The sequence below is a fragment of the Rhodococcus sp. 05-2254-6 genome, assembly GCF_002258565.1.
In the GTDB taxonomy this organism is placed as follows: domain Bacteria; phylum Actinomycetota; class Actinomycetes; order Mycobacteriales; family Mycobacteriaceae; genus Rhodococcoides.
The window spans coordinates 1-17,014 of record NZ_NOZF01000167.1 but is presented as its reverse complement, the minus strand read 5'-3'; the positions used below and the strand labels follow the sequence as shown (position 1 = coordinate 17,014).

Below are 17,014 nucleotides of genomic sequence, written 5' to 3'. Positions count from 1 at the left end.
GACCGGTGACCAGTTCAGCGCCAGAGCACTCAGACAACCCCGCCGATTCGATCGACCTGCCCAAGAGCTGGGATCCCAGTGCGGTCGAGGCGGAGCTGTACCGGTCCTGGGTCGACGCCGGGTACTTCGAAGCCGACGCGACCAGCGGCAAGCCGCCCTATTCCATAGTGTTGCCCCCGCCCAACGTCACCGGCAGCCTGCACATGGGCCACGCCCTCGACCACACGCTGATGGACGCGCTCAGTCGTCGCAAGCGGATGCTCGGGTACGAGGTGCTGTGGTTGCCGGGCATGGACCATGCGGGCATCGCCACGCAGACCGTCGTGGAGAAGCAGCTCGCCGCCGACGGAAAGACCAAGGAAGAGTTCGGCCGCGAGGCGTTCATCGACAAGGTCTGGGACTGGAAGCGTGAATCCGGCGGAACCATCGGTGGGCAGATGCGACGCATCGGCGACGGTGTCGACTGGAGCCGAGAGCGGTTCACCATGGACGACGGCCTGTCCGAGGCCGTCCAGACCATGTTCAAGCGGATGTTCGACGACGGTTTGATCTACCGCGCCGAGCGACTGGTCAACTGGTCGCCGGTGCTGCAGACCGCCATTTCCGACATCGAGGTCAAGTTCGAGGACGTCGACGGCGAACTGGTGTCGCTGCGATACGGCTCGCTCGACGATTCCGAGCCACATGTCATCGTCGCGACCACCCGAGTCGAAACGATGCTCGGCGACACCGCAGTCGCGGTCCACCCCGACGACGAACGGTACAAGGCTCTCGTCGGCACCACCCTCGAGCACCCGTTCACCGGACGACAGATCCCGATCATCGCCGACGACTACGTGGACCCCGAATTCGGCACCGGCGCAGTGAAGATCACCCCGGCACACGACCCCAACGACTTCGAGATGGGCGTGCGGCACTCGTTGCCGATGCCCTCGATCATGGACAAGGCGGGCCGGATCGCCGATACCGGAACGCAATTCGACGGTATGGATCGCTTCGAGGCGCGCGTGAAGGTTCGTGAAGCACTCGCCGAGCAGGGCCGCGTCGTCGCCGAGAAGCGCCCCTACCTGCACAGCGTCGGCCACTCCGAGCGTAGCGGTGAGCCGATCGAGCCACGTCTGTCGCTGCAGTGGTGGGTCAAGGTCGACACCTTGGCGAAGGCGGCCGGTGACGCAGTGCGTAACGGCGACACCGTCATTCATCCCAAGAGTCAGGAACCGCGCTGGTTCGCCTGGGTCGACAACATGCACGACTGGTGCATCTCGCGTCAGCTGTGGTGGGGTCATCGGATTCCGATCTGGTACGGACCCGACGGCGAGACCGTCTGCCTCGGACCGGGGGAGACGCCGCCCGAGGGCTGGGAGCAGGATCCCGACGTCCTCGACACTTGGTTCTCGTCCGGGCTGTGGCCCTTCTCGACGATGGGGTGGCCCGACGCCACCGCCGATCTCGAGAAGTTCTATCCCACCGGCGTTCTCGTCACCGGATACGACATCCTGTTCTTCTGGGTCGCCCGCATGATGATGTTCGGCACCTACGTCGGAGCGGACGACGCGATCACCGCGGGCAAGCAGGGGTCGCAGGTTCCGTTCCGAGATGTGTTTCTGCACGGCCTGATTCGAGACCAGTTCGGCAAGAAGATGTCGAAGTCGCGCGGTAACGGCATCGATCCTCTCGACTGGGTCGATCGTTTCGGTGCCGACGCGCTGCGCTTCACGCTCGCCCGCGGCGCGAACCCCGGTGCCGACATGTCCGTCGGCGAGGATCACGCGCAGTCCTCGCGCAACTTCGCCAACAAGCTGTTCAACGCAACGAAGTTCGCGTTGATGAACGGCGCGGCACCGGCCGATCTCCCGTCGCGGTCCGAGCTGACCGACGCCGACCGATGGATCCTCGACAGGCTCGAACAGGTTCGGGCAGAGGTGGATTCGGCGTTCGACCGTTACGAGTTCAGCAAGGCCTGCGAGGCGCTCTATCACTTCGCCTGGGACGAGGTCTGCGACTGGTACCTCGAGATCGCCAAGGTGCAGTTCGCCGACGACGCCATCGCCGTCACCACGCGCGGGGTTCTCGGCAACGTTCTCGACGCCCTGCTGCGACTGCTGCATCCGGTGATTCCGTTCGTCACCGAAACGCTGTGGAAGGTGCTCACCGGCGGCGAGTCGCTGGTCATCGCCGCGTGGCCCACCGCCTCCACCGATTCGCTGGATTCTGTTGCGGCACAGCGCATCGAAGACATGCAGCGACTCATCACCGAAATCCGTCGGTTCCGCAGCGATCAGGGACTCAAGCCGTCCCAGAAGGTGGCGGCCCGCATCGTCGGAGTCTCCGAATCGGATCTGGACGGGCAGATTTCGGCGGTCACCGCACTGGCTCGACTGACCGAGCCCGCCGAGGACTTCGCGGCGACGGCGTCGGTCGAGGTGCGTCTGAGCAAGGCCACCGTGGTCGTCGAACTCGACACCTCGGGCACCGTCGACCTGGTCGCCGAGCGGGCCCGACTGGTGAAGGATCTCGCGGCTGCGGAGAAGGAACTCGCGCAGACCACCGGCAAGCTCGGCAACGAAGCGTTTCTCGCGAAGGCACCGGATGCGGTGGTGGACAAGATCAGAACACGCCAGACGATCGCCGGCGAAGAGATCGCACGCATCACGGCGCGGCTCGAATCGATGGGAACCTAAGTGACCGAATCCGACGAGGCCCTGCCCCTGCCTCCGCCGAGCCCGGTCGATCTGGCCGAGCTCGCACTCGTGGAGGCCGAGCTCGACAAGCGTTGGCCCGAAACGAAGATCGAGCCGTCGACGGCTCGGATCTCGGCGCTGATGGACCTGCTCGGCTCGCCGCAGAAGGCGTATCCGTCGATTCACGTCGCGGGCACGAACGGCAAGACCTCGGTGACCCGCATGATCGATGCGCTCCTCACCGCGTTCCACCGGCGCACAGGCCGCACCACCAGTCCGCACCTGCAGATGGCGACCGAGCGGATCAGCATCGACGGCAGGCCCATCTCGCCGCGGCTCTACGTCGACACCTACAACGAGATCGCTCCGTTCGTGGACATGATCGACGCGCAGTCCGAGGCAGCGGGCGGACCCCGCATGAGCAAGTTCGAGGTGGTCACGGCCATGGCGTTCGCGGCGTTCGCCGAGGCCCCGGTCGAGGTTGCCGTCATCGAGGTCGGACTCGGCGGGCGTTGGGACGCCACCAACGTCGTCGACGGCGACGTTGCCGTCATCACCCCGATCGGCCTCGATCACGTCGAGTTCCTCGGCGACGATCTCGCGACGATCGCGGGAGAGAAGGCGGGGATCATCAAGAAGGCACCGGAATCGCTGGTGCCGCGCGATACCGTCGCGATTCTGGCGAAGCAGCAGCCCGAGGTGTCCGAGGTCCTGCTGCGGGCGGCGGTGCAGGCGGACGCGGCGGTGGCCCGAGCCGGGTCGGAATTCACCGTCCTCGGCAGGCAGATCGCCGTGGGAGGGCAGCAACTGGAACTGCAGGGGCTCGGCGGGGTGTACACCGACGTCTTTCTTCCCTTGCACGGCGAGCATCAGGCGCACAATGCCTCGCTCGCACTCGCGGCGGTCGAGGCTTTCTTCGGTGCGGGTCCGGATCGTCAACTCGATCAGGACACCGTGCGCGGCGCGTTCGCCACGATCGTCAATCCGGGTCGGCTCGAGCGGGTGCGCAACGCCCCGACGGTGTTTCTCGACGCCGCGCACAACCCACATGGGGCAGAGGCGCTCGCCGCTGCCCTCACCGACGAATTCGATTTCCGAAAACTCGTCGGCGTCGTCAGCGTCATGGCGGACAAGGATGTCGGAGCAATCCTCGACGCGCTGGAGCCGGTGTTCGACGACATCGTCGTCACCCACAACGGGTCCGCGCGGGCGATGGACGTGGACGCGTTGGCCGACATCGCGGTGGCCAAATTCGGCGACGAACGCGTCGTGGTGGCGTCGACCCTGCCCGATGCGCTGGAAACGGCGATCGGGTTGGCCGAGGAAGTCGCCGAGCCGGGTGAGGCCGTGTCCGGTGCCGGAGTCGTGGTGACCGGATCCGTGGTGACCGTCGGTGCAGCTCGCACTCTGTTCGGAAAGGACCCCGCGTGAGCGAGACAGAGTTCAGACCACCCACGAACGATCCGTGGAAGGGGTTCCGCGGTGTCTGTGCAGGAACGTTGGTACTCGAAGCCATCGTCGTTCTGCTCTCGCTGCCTGTGGTCGCCGTCGTGGGCGGCGGTGCAACGTGGTTTTCGACCACGTACATCGTTCTCCTCGCGGTCGCGATGATCGCAGGCGCCGGCAAGCAGGGTGAGCCCTGGGCGATGAAGTTCAATCTGATTCTGCAAGTGTTCGTTCTGTTCGGAACGGTGTTCCATCTGTCCATCGGCATCGTCGGCCTGATCTTCATCGCCGTGTGGCTGTATCTGCTGTACCTGCGCCGTGACATCACCGAGCGAATCCGACGGGGGATGCTGCCGGGGCAGCGCGACTGACAGGGGAAACCTGTCGGTTTCGGCGATGCGGCGCGCGCCGCATCGCTGTGTTCCATTACTGTTCTCGACGTGACCGACCGCACCCTTGTACTGATCAAGCCCGACGGAGTTGCCCGGCGTTACGTAGGAGAGATCCTCGGCCGCGTGGAGAAGAAGGGTCTGAGCATCGTCGCACTCGAGCTCAAGACCGTCTCCCGCGAACTGGCCTCGGCTCACTACGCGGAGCACGAGAGCAAGCCGTTCTTCCCCGAGCTGCTCGAGTTCATCACGTCCGGACCGGTGGTGGCCGCAGTTCTCGAAGGCCCGCGCGCCATCGCTGCGTTCCGTCAGATCGCAGGCGGCACCGACCCCGTGGCCAAGGCGGTTCCCGGCACCATCCGTGGTGACCTCGCCCTCGACGGTCAGCAGAATCTGGTGCACGGATCGGATTCCGTGGAATCGGCCGAGCGCGAGATCGCACTCTGGTTCCCCGGCCTCGCCTGACCGTTCCGCCTTCGACACGAAAAGCACCGCCTCCTTCCGGCCACGCCGCATCCGCTCGGAACCCGAACGGTGCGGCGTGGCGAGTACGCATCACAGCGTGTGGGATACTCGACGACAGATCGACTTCACTGCACCAGTACGTACAGGTTTCACGCTCCACCCGAAGCCCAGGCTTCACCGAAGTTCGCTAGACCGGTGTGGTGTATTCGATCGGATGACTGTCGTCTATCCGCTGCCCGTCATCGCAGATGCTCGAACGAGAGACAGGCTCGTTCGCGTTCTTGCTTGATGATCAGGCGCTCGGATCGCCGGTACACCACCATCCAGCCAGGCACCGCACACGCTGTCGTCGACCACCGAGAACTACGACGTGGTCATCGGCTCGGGTGCGGAGCGAGACCGAACAGCTGACGTCCAACCCGACGTGAGTACACAAGGATTGCCCTCGCGTGGCCGCGTCACACCCGAAGTCGGATGGACGCGCCCGGGGGCCCGAGGAGACTACGTGGCCGATCAAAGCCCGCCCGAAGATGTACAGAACGCAAACGCAGGTCGTACGGAGCCTCCCGGCGCGGTGTCGTCTGTGGAAACCGACGCGGCGTCGTCGGCGCAACCCGACACGATCGAGCTGCCGACCAGGCTGCGCGTGCACGCTCTGGCAAAGATTCTGGGCGTCACCAGCAAGCAGTTGCTCGTCACCCTCGGTGAGCTCGGCATCGAAGCGCGCAGTGCACAGTCGAGCCTGAGCCGTGACGTCGCGGAGTCCGTTCGTGACTCGGTCAACGCGCCCACAGCGCCCACCGGGCAGACAGTCGAGTCGTCGACTGCCGCGCAGCCGGAGCCGGTTGCGGAGGAACCTGTCGAGGCACCCGCCGTCGAGGCCCCGTGGTCCGAGCCGCAGCTGTTCACCAGCGCGCCCGCTCCGGAGCCGGAGGCCGATCGGTCCGCGGCAACGACCGACCAGCCCACCGCGACGACGTTCACCACCCCGCTGTTTCTGCAGCCCGCAGCCGTGGACGCCCCAGCGACGGAATCGGCGGAGTCACCGGCGGAGCCCCCGGTGCGCCGTCGCCGCAGCCGCAAGGCAGCGCCCAAGGACGAGGTCGCCAGCACCGGCAGCAGCACGGACACCGACGGCAGTGAGTCCGCGGTGACGCCGGAGACCGCTGCACCCGAGACTGCTGCACTCGAGACGTCTGCAGTCTCGACCGACCGGTCCTCTTCTGAGACCGACGAGTCGACCGCCGCCGAGGGATCGACCGACGGTGACGGGGACGACGATCAATCTCAGCCTCGACGCCGCCGCCGTGGCCGCCGTGGACGCGGCCGTGGTCGCGGCGAGCAGTCTTCGGACGAGTCGAACGACGACAATTCCGACGACGATTCCGACGGCGACTCGGAGACCACCGATTCGGCCGACGCAGAATCGACCGATTCCGACTCGGACGAGTCCTCGTCGAGTGACGAGCAGCAGTCGAACTCGGGACGACGCTCGCGTCGATCGCGCACTCGCAGCCGTACCTCGGACCGGCAGAACTCCGATTCGACCGATTCCTCCGACGACACGCGCACCGCGGACTCTTCGGCCGAGGACGGCGACGACGAGTCCGATTCGGGTGCCCAGGACAATTACGACGACTCCGACAACGGCGGTTCGGACGGAGACGGCTCGAGCCGTCGTCGTCGACGCCGTCGCCGGCGCAAGACCGGAGCAGAGGCCGCTGCCGAGGGCGCGTCGTCCGAGGACGATCCGCCCAACACCGTCGTGCACGAGCGCGAGCCGCGCAACAAGAGCCGGGCACCCCGGGACGAGGTCCAGGGAATCACGGGCTCGACGCGTCTCGAGGCCAAGCGTCAGCGCCGCCGCGACGGGCGCGATGCCGGTCGTCGTCGGCCGCCGATCCTCACCGAGTCCGAGTTCCTGGCTCGCCGCGAATCCGTCGACCGCGTCATGGTCGTGCGTGAGAAAGCGACTCCGGATCACCCGCTGACCACTCAGGTTGCCGTGCTCGAAGACGGTGTGCTCGTCGAGCATTTTGTCACCAGCAGTGCCACTGCGTCCATGGTCGGCAACGTCTACCTGGGCCGCGTACAGAACGTGCTGCCCAGCATGGAAGCAGCCTTCATCGACATCGGGCGTGGCCGCAATGGCGTGCTGTACGCGGGCGAGGTCAACTGGGACGCTGCGGGCTTGGGCGGAAACTCACGGAAGATCGAGCAGGCTCTCAAGCCAGGCGATCAGGTTCTGGTCCAGGTCAGCAAGGACCCGGTGGGGCACAAGGGTGCTCGCCTGACCACGCAGCTGTCGCTCGCGGGTCGTTTCCTCGTCTACGTGCCCGGTGGAAGTTCCACCGGCATCAGCCGCAAGCTGCCCGACACCGAGCGCAAGCGTCTGAAGGAGATCCTCCGCGACATCGTGCCTCCCGAGGCCGGCGTCATCATCCGTACCGCAGCGGAGGGCGTCAGCGAAGAAGAGCTCGCACGCGACGTGACTCGCCTGCAGGCGCAGTGGGCCAGCATCGAAGAACGCTCGGCCAACGCCGAAACCGGCAAGGGCGTGCAACCACAGACGCTGTACGAAGAGCCCGACATGCTCGTCAAGGTCATCCGTGACCTGTTCAACGAGGACTTCTCCAAGCTCGTCATCGAGGGCGACAAGGCGTGGACGACGACGTCGAACTACGTCGAGACCGTGGCCCCGGACATGATGGAGCGGCTGCACCGATACGAGGCCGACGGCAGTTCCGTCGACGTCTTCGCCGCGCACCGCATCGACGAGCAGCTGGCCAAGGCCCTCGATCGCAAGGTCTGGCTGCCGTCCGGCGGCACCCTGGTGATCGATCGCACCGAGGCGATGACCGTCGTCGACGTCAACACCGGCAAGTTCACCGGCTCGGGTGGCAATCTAGAAGAGACGGTCACTCGCAACAACATCGAGGCCGCCGAGGAAGTCGTGCGCCAGATGCGGCTGCGAGACATCGGCGGCATGATCGTCGTCGACTTCATCGACATGGTGCTCGAGTCCAACCGCGATCTCGTACTCCGACGACTCACCGAGTCCCTCGGACGCGACCGGACTCGCCACCAGGTCTCCGAGGTGACCTCGCTCGGTCTGGTGCAGATGACCCGCAAGAAGCTCGGCACGGGGCTCGTCGAGGCGTTCTCCACCACGTGTGAGCACTGCCAGGGTCGTGGCATCGTCGTGCACCCGTTCCCCATCGACGCCAAGCCGGACAACGACGGCGGTCGGTCGAACTCGTCGCGTTCGGAATCGGGCAACTCGGGAACGAGCAGCAGGCGTCGTCGTGGCAAGGACAACAAGGCCGACGGCAACGATCGGTCCGACGGCAACGAGCGGGCCTCCTCGAACGATCGGGCCGGTGCGGCAGACGGTCAGGACCACCCCGTGGTCGATCCGTCGATCAAGCGGGCGCATCCGGTGGCGCTGGCCATGGCGGCGCACCACGACGACGTGGTGGCCGACGTCAGCCCCGCCGATGTCGAGACACCTGCCCCGGAAGCTCCCGGCGGCGACGCCGAGGTGACCGTGGTCTCCGCCGACGATGTGGAGGTTGCGGCTGCTGCGGCGGCCGACGCGGAGACGAACGTCACGGCAGCCGATGCGGCCACCGAGACAGAGGCCGACCGGCCTTCAGCCGAGCCGGTGGCACCGAGGGCTCGACGCGGACGGCGGGTGGCGCGCAAGGCAGCCGCGCCGACCGGCACAGCGCCCGACGCGGGCATGGTGATCGTCGTTCCTGCCGCGGACGACTCCGCGGACGCCACGACCTCCGACCAGGCAGGGACGGCACCCGACGAGGTGGCGGCTCCGCTCACGGCGGCGGCCGAACAGTCCGTGGAGCCGGTGGAGGTGCCGGCGGCACGTCCTCGCAGACGGCGCGCAGCAGCGCGGCCTGCAGGGCCTCCGGTGGACATCGATGCCTAGCATCGCGGGGCAGTTTGACCCTGGCCGTCTCTCTGCCGTAACCTTGATAAGTCGCTCCCGGTGACACCGTTCTGCTGTGCCGTAGTGGCCTTGCAGGAAGCAACGGTTCTCGAGCGGGCCTAGGTGAACATCGCCGTGGCCGGCCGATAGGGAGCAAGCAAACACGTTTTACCAGACCAGTCGTGTTGCCATGTGCAACGCGAGCAAGTTCGAAGAAGCAAGGGGTAGCCCTCCGATGGCAACGTACGCGATCGTCAAGACCGGCGGAAAGCAGTACAAGGTCGCTGTTGGTGACCTCGTCAAGGTCGAGAAGATCGAGGGAGCGCCCGGCACTGCTGTCTCGCTTGCTCCGGTCCTCGTCGTAGACGGATCCGACCTGACCACAGATGCGGACAAGCTGGCGAAGATCTCGGTCGCCGGTGAGATCGTCGAGCACACCAAGGGCCCGAAGATCCGCATCCACAAGTTCAAGAACAAGACCGGATACCACAAGCGTCAGGGACACAGGCAGAAGCTCACTGTCCTCAAGGTCACCGGCATCAAGTAACCAGGTCCCCGCAGGACCTGAGTTCTCCCAAGCTGATTCACCCCGAGGAGGGTATGCAACATGGCACACAAGAAGGGCGCATCAAGCTCCCGTAACGGTCGCGACTCGAATGCTCAGCGCCTCGGCGTCAAGCGTTTCGGCGGCCAGACCGTAGGCGCAGGCGAGATCCTGGTTCGTCAGCGTGGCACGCACTTCCACCCCGGCGTCAACGTCGGCCGTGGCGGCGACGACACCCTGTTCGCACTCGCCCCCGGCGCAGTCGAGTTCGGTGCCAAGCGCGGTCGCAAGACCGTGAACATCGTTCCGGTTGCTGTAGAGGCCTAGTCCTTCTGCAGCGCTGGCGCTCACGATGGCCGACGCGACCGGGCAACTGCTCGTGTCGACCATCCACGGCGTACGTTCACAGCTCCCGATAGGGGCGGACCAGGGTCATGAGACCGGTCCGCCCCTATCGCTTTTTTCTCCCGCTTTCTCTTTCACGAAAGGATCGAAGACAGCTATGTCACGATTCATCGACCGCGTGGTGCTGCACGTCAGCGCCGGCAAAGGTGGCAACGGCTGCTCTTCGGTTCACCGCGAGAAGTTCAAGCCTCTCGGCGGCCCGGACGGCGGTAACGGAGGGCAGGGCGGCGGAGTCGTGTTCGTCGTCGACAGCAACGTCCACACTCTGCTCGACTTCCACTTCTCCAGCCATGCCAAGGCAGGCAACGGAACTCAGGGCATGGGTGGCAACCGTGAGGGCGCCAACGGCGAGGACCTGATTCTCAAGGTTCCCGACGGCACCGTCGTGCTCGACAAGAAGGGCAATGTGCTCGCCGACATGATCGGCGAGGGAACACGTTTCGACGCCGCTCCCGGCGGCCGCGGCGGCCTGGGCAACGCAGCTCTGGCCTCGAAGGCTCGGCGCGCACCCGGATTCGCGCTGCTCGGCGAAGAGGGCATCGAACGCGAGCTCGTCCTCGAACTCAAGTCCGTCGCAGACGTGGGCCTCGTCGGTTTTCCGTCGGCCGGTAAGTCGTCGCTGGTCTCGGTGCTGTCCGCAGCGAAGCCGAAGATCGCCGATTACCCCTTCACCACATTGGTGCCCAACCTCGGCGTGGTCTCCAGCGGAGACACCACCTTCACCGTCGCAGACGTTCCCGGGCTGATCCCCGGCGCGAGTCAGGGCCGAGGTCTCGGTCTCGACTTCCTGCGTCACCTCGAACGGTGTGCCGTTCTCGCGCACGTCGTCGACTGCGCCACACTGGATCCCGGCCGCGACCCGATCTCCGACGTCGACGCCCTCGAAGCCGAGTTGGCCGCATACAAGCCGGCGCTGTCCGGGGACGCCAGCCTCGGCGATCTGGCCGATCGGCCCCGCATCGTGGTGTTGAACAAGGCCGACATTCCCGAGGGTGCCGAGCTGGCCGAGATGGTCACCGCCGAGTTCGAGTCCCGTGGCTGGCCCGTGTACACCATTTCCGCGGTGACGCGTGCCGGTCTCAAGCCGCTGACGTTCGCATTGGCCAAGCTCGTCGAGGAGTACCGCACCGCGCATCCGGCTCCCGAGCCGCGGCGTCAGGTGCTGCGCCCGGTCGCTCGGAACGACGACAGCTTCAAGGTCGTCAAGGATCCGGACATCCCGGACGGCTTCATCGTTCGCGGTACCCGACCCGAGCGTTGGGTGCGTCAGACGCAGTTCACCAACGACGAGGCCGTCGGCTACCTCGCCGACCGCCTCGCGCGGCTCGGAGTCGAGGACGCACTCATCAAGGCCGGCGCTCAGCCCGGTGCTTCGGTCACCATCGGCGACGTGTCGTTCGACTGGGAACCGCAGACTCCGGCCGGCGTCGAGATCACGATGACAGGCCGTGGCACCGATGCCCGTCTCGATCAGGTCGAGCGCATCGGCGCATCCGAACGCAAGCATGCCCGCCAGGTACGTCGCGGGCTCGATACCGAACAGGAGTAGACGTGGCGGCGGTGCGTGAATCCGATTCGCTCGCAGAGGCTCTCACCGATACCCGTCGCACGATCGCCGATGCCAAGCGCATCGTGGTCAAGATCGGTTCCTCGGCGCTCACCAGCCTCGACACCGGTCTGGATCTGACTCGACTCGATCTGCTCGCCGACGCCATCGAGTCTCGGATGCGCAGCGGCACCGATGTGGTGGTCGTGTCCTCCGGTGCGATCGGCGCAGGGATGGCACCGCTGGGCCTGACGAAGCGTCCACGGGACCTGGCAACCAAGCAGGCTGCTGCGAGCGTCGGTCAACTCGCTCTGGTTCATGCGTGGAGCTCGTCGTTCCACCGGTACGGGCGCACGGTCGGACAGGTTCTGCTGACCGCCGAGGACATCGCGCGGCGAACCAACCACCGCAACGCTCAGCGCACCCTGGATCGGTTGCGCTCACTCGGTGCCGTGGCCATCGTCAACGAGAACGACACGGTCGCCACCGCAGAGATCCGGTTCGGCGACAACGATCGCCTGGCTGCTCTGGTCGCCCACCTCGTCGGTGCGGACGCACTGTTCCTGCTCTCGGACGTGGACGGGTTGTACGACGGTGATCCCCGCAAGGGCAGAGCGACACTGATCCCGGAAGTGACCAGCCCCGAGGATCTCGACGGTGTCGTCGCCGGTTCGGGGGGAGCGCTCGGCACCGGCGGAATGGCCTCCAAGCTGTCCGCTGCGCGTCTAGCGGCCGACGCCGGCGTTCCGGTGCTACTGGCCGCGGCATCCGATGCTGCCCATGCGCTGACGACGTCCGCGGTGGGTACCGCTTTCGCTGCCCGGCCGACGCGGTTGTCGGCGCGCAAGTTCTGGGTCCGTCACGCTGCCGATGCTGCGGGAGAACTGCACCTCGACGCCGGGGCAGTGCGTGCCGTGGTGGAGCGGCGACGATCGTTGTTGTCCGCTGGTATCACGTCGGTGACGGGTTCTTTCCACGGCGGAGACGTGGTGTCGTTGGTTGATCACGCTGGCGTACTGGTGGCTCGCGGGGTCGTCGCGTACGACTCGGGGGAACTCGTCGGGATGCTCGGGCGGTCGACAGGGGAGTTGGCCGCAGAGCTTCAGCGCCCGGTGGTTCATGCCGACGATCTGGTTCCTGCCTGATCGACGTCGTCGGCCAACGCGGTCGCTACCTCGGAACAGCCGGCGTGCAGTGTGAGAGAAGCGAATTCGTCGCCCCGAGTGGTGCCTCGGTTGACGATGACGATGGGCTTCGACTTCTTGGACGCGTGTCTGACGAACCGCAGGCCCGACATCACGGTCAGCGAGGATCCGAGCACCAGCAGCGCGTCGCTTCGGTCGACGAGATCGTATGCCTCGGCCACGCGCGGCTTCGGTACGCTCTCACCGAAGTAGACGATGTCGGGTTTGAGTATGCCCGAACATGATTCGCAGTCGACCATGCGGAAGTGTGCGGTCGAGGAAATGATGGCGTCGGCATCGGGGGCGATCTCGACGCCGTCCGCTGGCGCAACGGACTCGAGGAAACCGGGATTGGCACGATCGAGTCGGCGGGCCAACTCGAAGCGCGAGATCAACCGCTCGCAGTTCAGGCAGCGAACTCGGGCGTAGACGCCGTGCAGGTCGATGACGCGTCGGCTGCCCGCCTTGGTGTGCAACATGTCGACGTTCTGGGTGATGATCCCGGTGACGACGCCTGCCCGTTCGAGTCGGGCGAGCGCTCGGTGGCCGTCGTTGGGCACGGCGGCGTCCATGTGTCGCCACCCGACATGGTTGCGGGCCCAGTAGTGCCGGCGGAATTCGGCGTCACCGATGAACTGCTGGAACGTCATCGGGTTTCGAGGCGGTGACTGCGGACCGCGGTAATCGGGAATCCCGGAGTCGGTGGACATGCCCGCGCCGCTGACGACGGTGACGGTCTTCCCGTCGAGCAGGGAAGTCAGCTGCTCGTACGTTGCCGCGGACACAGGGGTTGCATTCACTTCGTCCAGGATAGCGATCCCTCGCCGGATGGGCACCGTGGATACGCCAACGGCCCGCACCGACCTGGATAGCGTCGGTGCGGGCCGTGAGGACGTGCCGGTGTTACGCGGGTACCTCGACGAGGGGGTACACACCGTTCTCGTCGTGCGTCTCGTTGCCGACGACGGGAGGATTGAACACGCAGAGCATGCGCATCTGGGTACGCGGCTCGACAGTATGGCGCTCGTGTCCGTTGAGCAGGTACATCGATCCCGCACCGAGCTCGTAGGTCTCGCCGGTCTCGCGGTCCGTGAGCGTTCCCTCGCCCTCGATGAGCCAGACGGCCTCGACGTGGTTGGCGTAGTGGAAGTTGTTCACCGTACCGGCCTGGATCGTCGTCTCGTGGAACGAGAATCCGACCTTGTCGCCGCCGAGGATGATTCTCTTGCTGCGCCAGTTGCCGTCTTCGCTCGAGATGTCGCGGTCGGTACCGGTGATTTCCTGCGTGGTGCGAACGATCATGTCGATGTCCTCCTTCGATTTCGGTGCGTGCGAACGGGTCTCTAGGAGAGGACCTTCGCGACGGCACTTTCGATGATGTCCAGGCCGCGATCGAGCTCGTCGATCGTCGTGGTCAGCGGGGGAAGCAGCTTGACGACCTCGTCCTTGGGGCCGGCGGTCTCGACGAGCAGACGCTCGTCGTAGCACAGCTGAGACACCTTGCCTGCGAGTTCTGCGTCGTCGAACACCAGGGCCTGAACCATGCCGCGGCCGCGGGTGGAGATGCCGTCGAACTTGGCGCACAGCTTCATGAATCGGTCCTGGATGTGCTCGCCCTTGACGAGGGTTTCCTTCTCGAACTTGTCATCGGACCAGTAGTGGTCGATGGCGGCCTTCGCTGTGACGAACGAGGGATTGAAGCCGCGGAAGGTGCCGTTGTGCTCGCCCGGCGACCACACGTCCAGCTCGGGCTTGAAGAGAGTCAGCGCCAGCGGCATGCCGTAGCCACCGATGGACTTGGACAGCGTGACGATGTCCGGGGTGATGCCGGCTTCCTCGAACGAGAAGAACTGGCCGGTGCGTCCGCAGCCCATCTGCACGTCGTCGACGATCAGCAGGATCTCGCGGCGCGAGCACAGCTCGGCCAGCGCGCGCAGCCACTCGGGGCGCGCGACGTTGATGCCGCCCTCACCCTGGATGGTCTCCACGATCACTGCGGCCGGGCGGTTGAATCCGCTGCCGGAGTCGTCGAGCACGCGCTCGAACCACTGGAAGTCCTCGGTGACGCCGCCGAAGTAGTTGTCGTACGGCATCGGAGTGGTGTGCACCAACGGAATTCCGGCTCCCGCTCGCTTCATCGAGTTACCGGTGACCGACAGCGCGCCGAGGGTCATGCCGTGGAATGCGTTGGTGAAGTTGATGATCGCCTCGCGGCCGGTGACCTTGCGAGCAAGCTTGAGTGCGGCCTCGACGGTGTTGGTGCCCGTCGGTCCGGGGAACTGAACCTTGTAGTCCAGGCCGCGGGGATCGAGGATGTTCCTCTTGAACGACTCGAGGAACTCCCGCTTGGCGACGGTGGACATGTCGAGTCCGTGGGTGATGCCATCGCTGGTGATGTAGTCGACCAACGCGCTCTTGATCAAGTCGTTGTTGTGGCCGTAGTTGAGAGCGCCTGCGCCACCGAAGAAGTCGAGGTAGTCGTTGCCGTTCTCGTCGGTGATGACCGAGTTCTTCGCGGTGGTGAACACGGCGGGCCACTGGCGGCTGTAGCTACGCACGCCGGACTCGACGGTCTCGAATACGTCGGGCTTCTCTGTTGTCACGGTGTTCTTTTCGGTCATGTTCTGCTTGTTCCTTTCGTAATTCCGCGACGCGTCGGGGCCTACTGTGTAGAGCTCCTCGGCTTCGTGGCTATCAGGGAAATCGTTGGGCGCGAACAAATCCGACCTGACGATATCGGTGCCTCGCTTGCGTGCGAGGCTCGTGAAGGTTGCGATCGACGCTTCGTTGTCCGGGCTGATCGTCGTTTCCAGATGCGTGATGCCCTGTGGCTCGAGGCGGTCGAGCAGCTCCATCAGCATGCGACCGGCAAGTCCCTTGCCACGCTGGTCCGCATCCACGGCGACCTGCCACACGAACAGTGTGCGCGGGGCGTCCTGGCGGATGTATCCGGTGACGAAACCGACTGCGCGGCCGTCGATGTCGGATACGACGGTGGTGGCCGCGAAATCACGGCACCACAACACGTACGAGTAGCTGGAATTGAGATCCAGAACTCGCGAATCTCTTGCGATCTCCCAGAGCCGGACTCCGTCGGAGATCTGTGGCTTACGAAACTTCACTGCGTCCGGCGCAGTGAGCGGGGTACCTCTCAGCAATGCGGGCTTCATAGGAAATACAAACGTAACAAGGTCGCCGAGGCATATCGAGTGCGCCGGGAAATCGACCCCGGAATCGGACATGCTTCCCCAGGTTAACCCGTCAATGTGATGCTGGTCACTTCATCGGCGCCCGGCTGGGTCTACCCGCAACGACGGAATTCAAACCACCCGCTTCCGACGGACCGCTACTTCGGTGTCGCCAAAGCGAACGGAAGCACCGCTTCGGCACCCGCAGTTCGCAGAGCCGACGTGGCGCAGGTGAACGTCCACCCGGTGTCGGTCAGCAGGTCGATCAACAGAATCGGCCCTGTCACGGACGATACGTCCGGAACGTCCCACGAGTCCACCAGCCCGGCGACCCTGAACGCCGAATTGGCCGCCGAGACCGGCGGATGACCAGCCCTGACCTGCATGACACCGAGATCGTCCAATTTTCCGACGGCGGCCAATCGCTCGGCGATCGATCGCACCAGCACCGGATGGGTGGGGGAGTCGAGAGCCAGAACGGCAGTCGGGCGCTGCTTCCAGTCCCAGTTGGCGAGCACGGTGATGCACGCCTTCTCCAATGCGTCGGTGGCCGGAGCATCGGGTGCATCGAGCAGGGCACGCAGCCGGCTGCCCCAGCCGAGGTCGGTGAGTCGACCCAGCACGCGCCCGGGTTCGTGTGGGTCGGCGATCTTGCCCGAGAGCGAGACACCCAGCTTCTTCATGCCGCTGGGCCACTGCTTTCTCGGCTGCAGGTCGATGCCCGGCCGGTCCAATCGTGCCCGTGCCGAGTCGACTGCAGCCGCATCCACCGACGCCGACAAGTGCTCACCGGTGCAGTTGTCGCACCGTCCGCACCTGTCGGACTCGCTACCGGGTGCGCCCAGATCCGGGTCGTCGAGTTGCCTCCGCAGGAACTCCATCCGGCAGCCGTCGGTGCCCTGAACACCGACAAGGCCCAGTCGACGCAGGCGCTGGAGCCCTTGGTCGAGCTCAATCGCAGCAGGCTGGAGATGGTGCTGAAGGTTCTCGACGTCGACGGCGCGGTCAGACGCGTTCGTGGCGGTTGGATGGCCACCGGGGAGCAGTGGACGTACGACGCGGGACGTTACGAGCGTCTCGAACAGGCCAGGGACCGCGAACAGCAGGCCATGATCGACTACCAGGGCACCGACGGCTGCCGGATGGAGTTCCTGCGGAGGCAACTCGACGACCCGGATCTGGGCGCACCCGGTAGCGAGTCCGACAGGTGCGGACGGTGC

Annotated in this window: 12 protein-coding genes and 3 pseudogenes; 10 read left to right on the top strand and 5 right to left on the bottom strand. The window is 65.6% G+C overall.

Annotated elements, in window-relative coordinates:
• Window positions 1-5: 5 nt before the first annotated feature.
• From CH256_RS22955 to proB, 9 genes are all read left to right on the top strand, one after another.
• Window positions 6-2,681, top strand: coding sequence for a valine--tRNA ligase (locus CH256_RS22955; protein WP_094670666.1), 2,676 nt, complete (start codon window positions 6-8; stop codon window positions 2,679-2,681).
• Complete coding sequence (folC, locus tag CH256_RS22950) at window positions 2,682-4,112, top strand: bifunctional tetrahydrofolate synthase/dihydrofolate synthase (RefSeq protein WP_094670664.1); 1,431 nt, start codon at window positions 2,682-2,684, stop codon at window positions 4,110-4,112. It begins immediately after the preceding gene.
• On the top strand, window positions 4,109-4,498 hold the full coding sequence (locus CH256_RS22945) for a DUF4233 domain-containing protein (protein WP_094670662.1): 390 nt from the start codon (window positions 4,109-4,111) through the stop codon (window positions 4,496-4,498). Before folC ends, CH256_RS22945 begins: the two co-directional genes overlap by 4 nt.
• 69 nt (window positions 4,499-4,567) lie before the next feature.
• Window positions 4,568-4,981 (top strand): nucleoside-diphosphate kinase, encoded by a 414-nt coding sequence (ndk, locus tag CH256_RS22940; protein ID WP_032394582.1) that lies wholly within the window; start codon window positions 4,568-4,570, stop codon window positions 4,979-4,981.
• Between the two features lie 505 nt (window positions 4,982-5,486).
• Complete coding sequence (locus tag CH256_RS22935) at window positions 5,487-8,927, top strand: translation initiation factor IF-2 N-terminal domain-containing protein (RefSeq protein WP_094670683.1); 3,441 nt, start codon at window positions 5,487-5,489, stop codon at window positions 8,925-8,927.
• 235 nt (window positions 8,928-9,162) lie between these two features.
• Window positions 9,163-9,474 carry a 50S ribosomal protein L21 gene (rplU, locus tag CH256_RS22930; RefSeq protein WP_032394581.1) on the top strand — a complete coding sequence of 104 codons (312 nt, stop codon included), beginning with the start codon at window positions 9,163-9,165 and terminating at the stop codon, window positions 9,472-9,474.
• 60 nt (window positions 9,475-9,534) lie between these two features.
• A complete protein-coding gene (gene rpmA, locus CH256_RS22925) occupies window positions 9,535-9,798 on the top strand; it encodes a 50S ribosomal protein L27 (protein ID WP_032379202.1) in 264 nt (87 codons plus the stop codon).
• Between the two features lie 175 nt (window positions 9,799-9,973).
• Complete coding sequence (obgE, locus tag CH256_RS22920) at window positions 9,974-11,425, top strand: GTPase ObgE (RefSeq protein WP_037193128.1); 1,452 nt, start codon at window positions 9,974-9,976, stop codon at window positions 11,423-11,425.
• Between the two features lie 2 nt (window positions 11,426-11,427).
• Window positions 11,428-12,567, top strand: coding sequence for a glutamate 5-kinase (gene proB / locus CH256_RS22915; RefSeq protein ID WP_179272193.1), 1,140 nt, complete (start codon window positions 11,428-11,430; stop codon window positions 12,565-12,567).
• Here the strand turns inward: proB and CH256_RS22910 are convergent.
• The 5 genes and pseudogenes from CH256_RS22910 to CH256_RS22895 all read right to left on the bottom strand — a co-directional run.
• Window positions 12,540-13,391 (bottom strand): Sir2 family NAD-dependent protein deacetylase, encoded by an 852-nt coding sequence (locus CH256_RS22910; protein ID WP_094670660.1) that lies wholly within the window; start codon window positions 13,389-13,391, stop codon window positions 12,540-12,542. The genes proB and CH256_RS22910 overlap by 28 nt on opposite strands.
• A 118-nt stretch (window positions 13,392-13,509) precedes the next feature.
• A complete protein-coding gene (locus CH256_RS22905; RefSeq protein ID WP_032379201.1) occupies window positions 13,510-13,908 on the bottom strand; it encodes an ectoine synthase in 399 nt (132 codons plus the stop codon).
• A gap of 41 nt (window positions 13,909-13,949) precedes the next feature.
• Window positions 13,950-15,227, bottom strand: a complete 1,278-nt coding sequence (gene ectB / locus CH256_RS22900; protein WP_256989521.1) for a diaminobutyrate--2-oxoglutarate transaminase — start codon at window positions 15,225-15,227, stop codon at window positions 13,950-13,952.
• 48 nt (window positions 15,228-15,275) lie between these two features.
• Window positions 15,276-15,776: pseudogene (ectA, locus tag CH256_RS28740) on the bottom strand (diaminobutyrate acetyltransferase); the annotation flags it as partial.
• A gap of 176 nt (window positions 15,777-15,952) precedes the next feature.
• Window positions 15,953-16,687, bottom strand: a pseudogene (locus tag CH256_RS22895) (recombinase RecQ); the annotation flags it as partial.
• A 12-nt stretch (window positions 16,688-16,699) separates the two neighbouring features.
• Between CH256_RS22895 and CH256_RS22890 the strand changes: the two are divergent.
• Window positions 16,700-17,014, top strand: a pseudogene (locus CH256_RS22890) (recombinase RecQ); the annotation flags it as partial.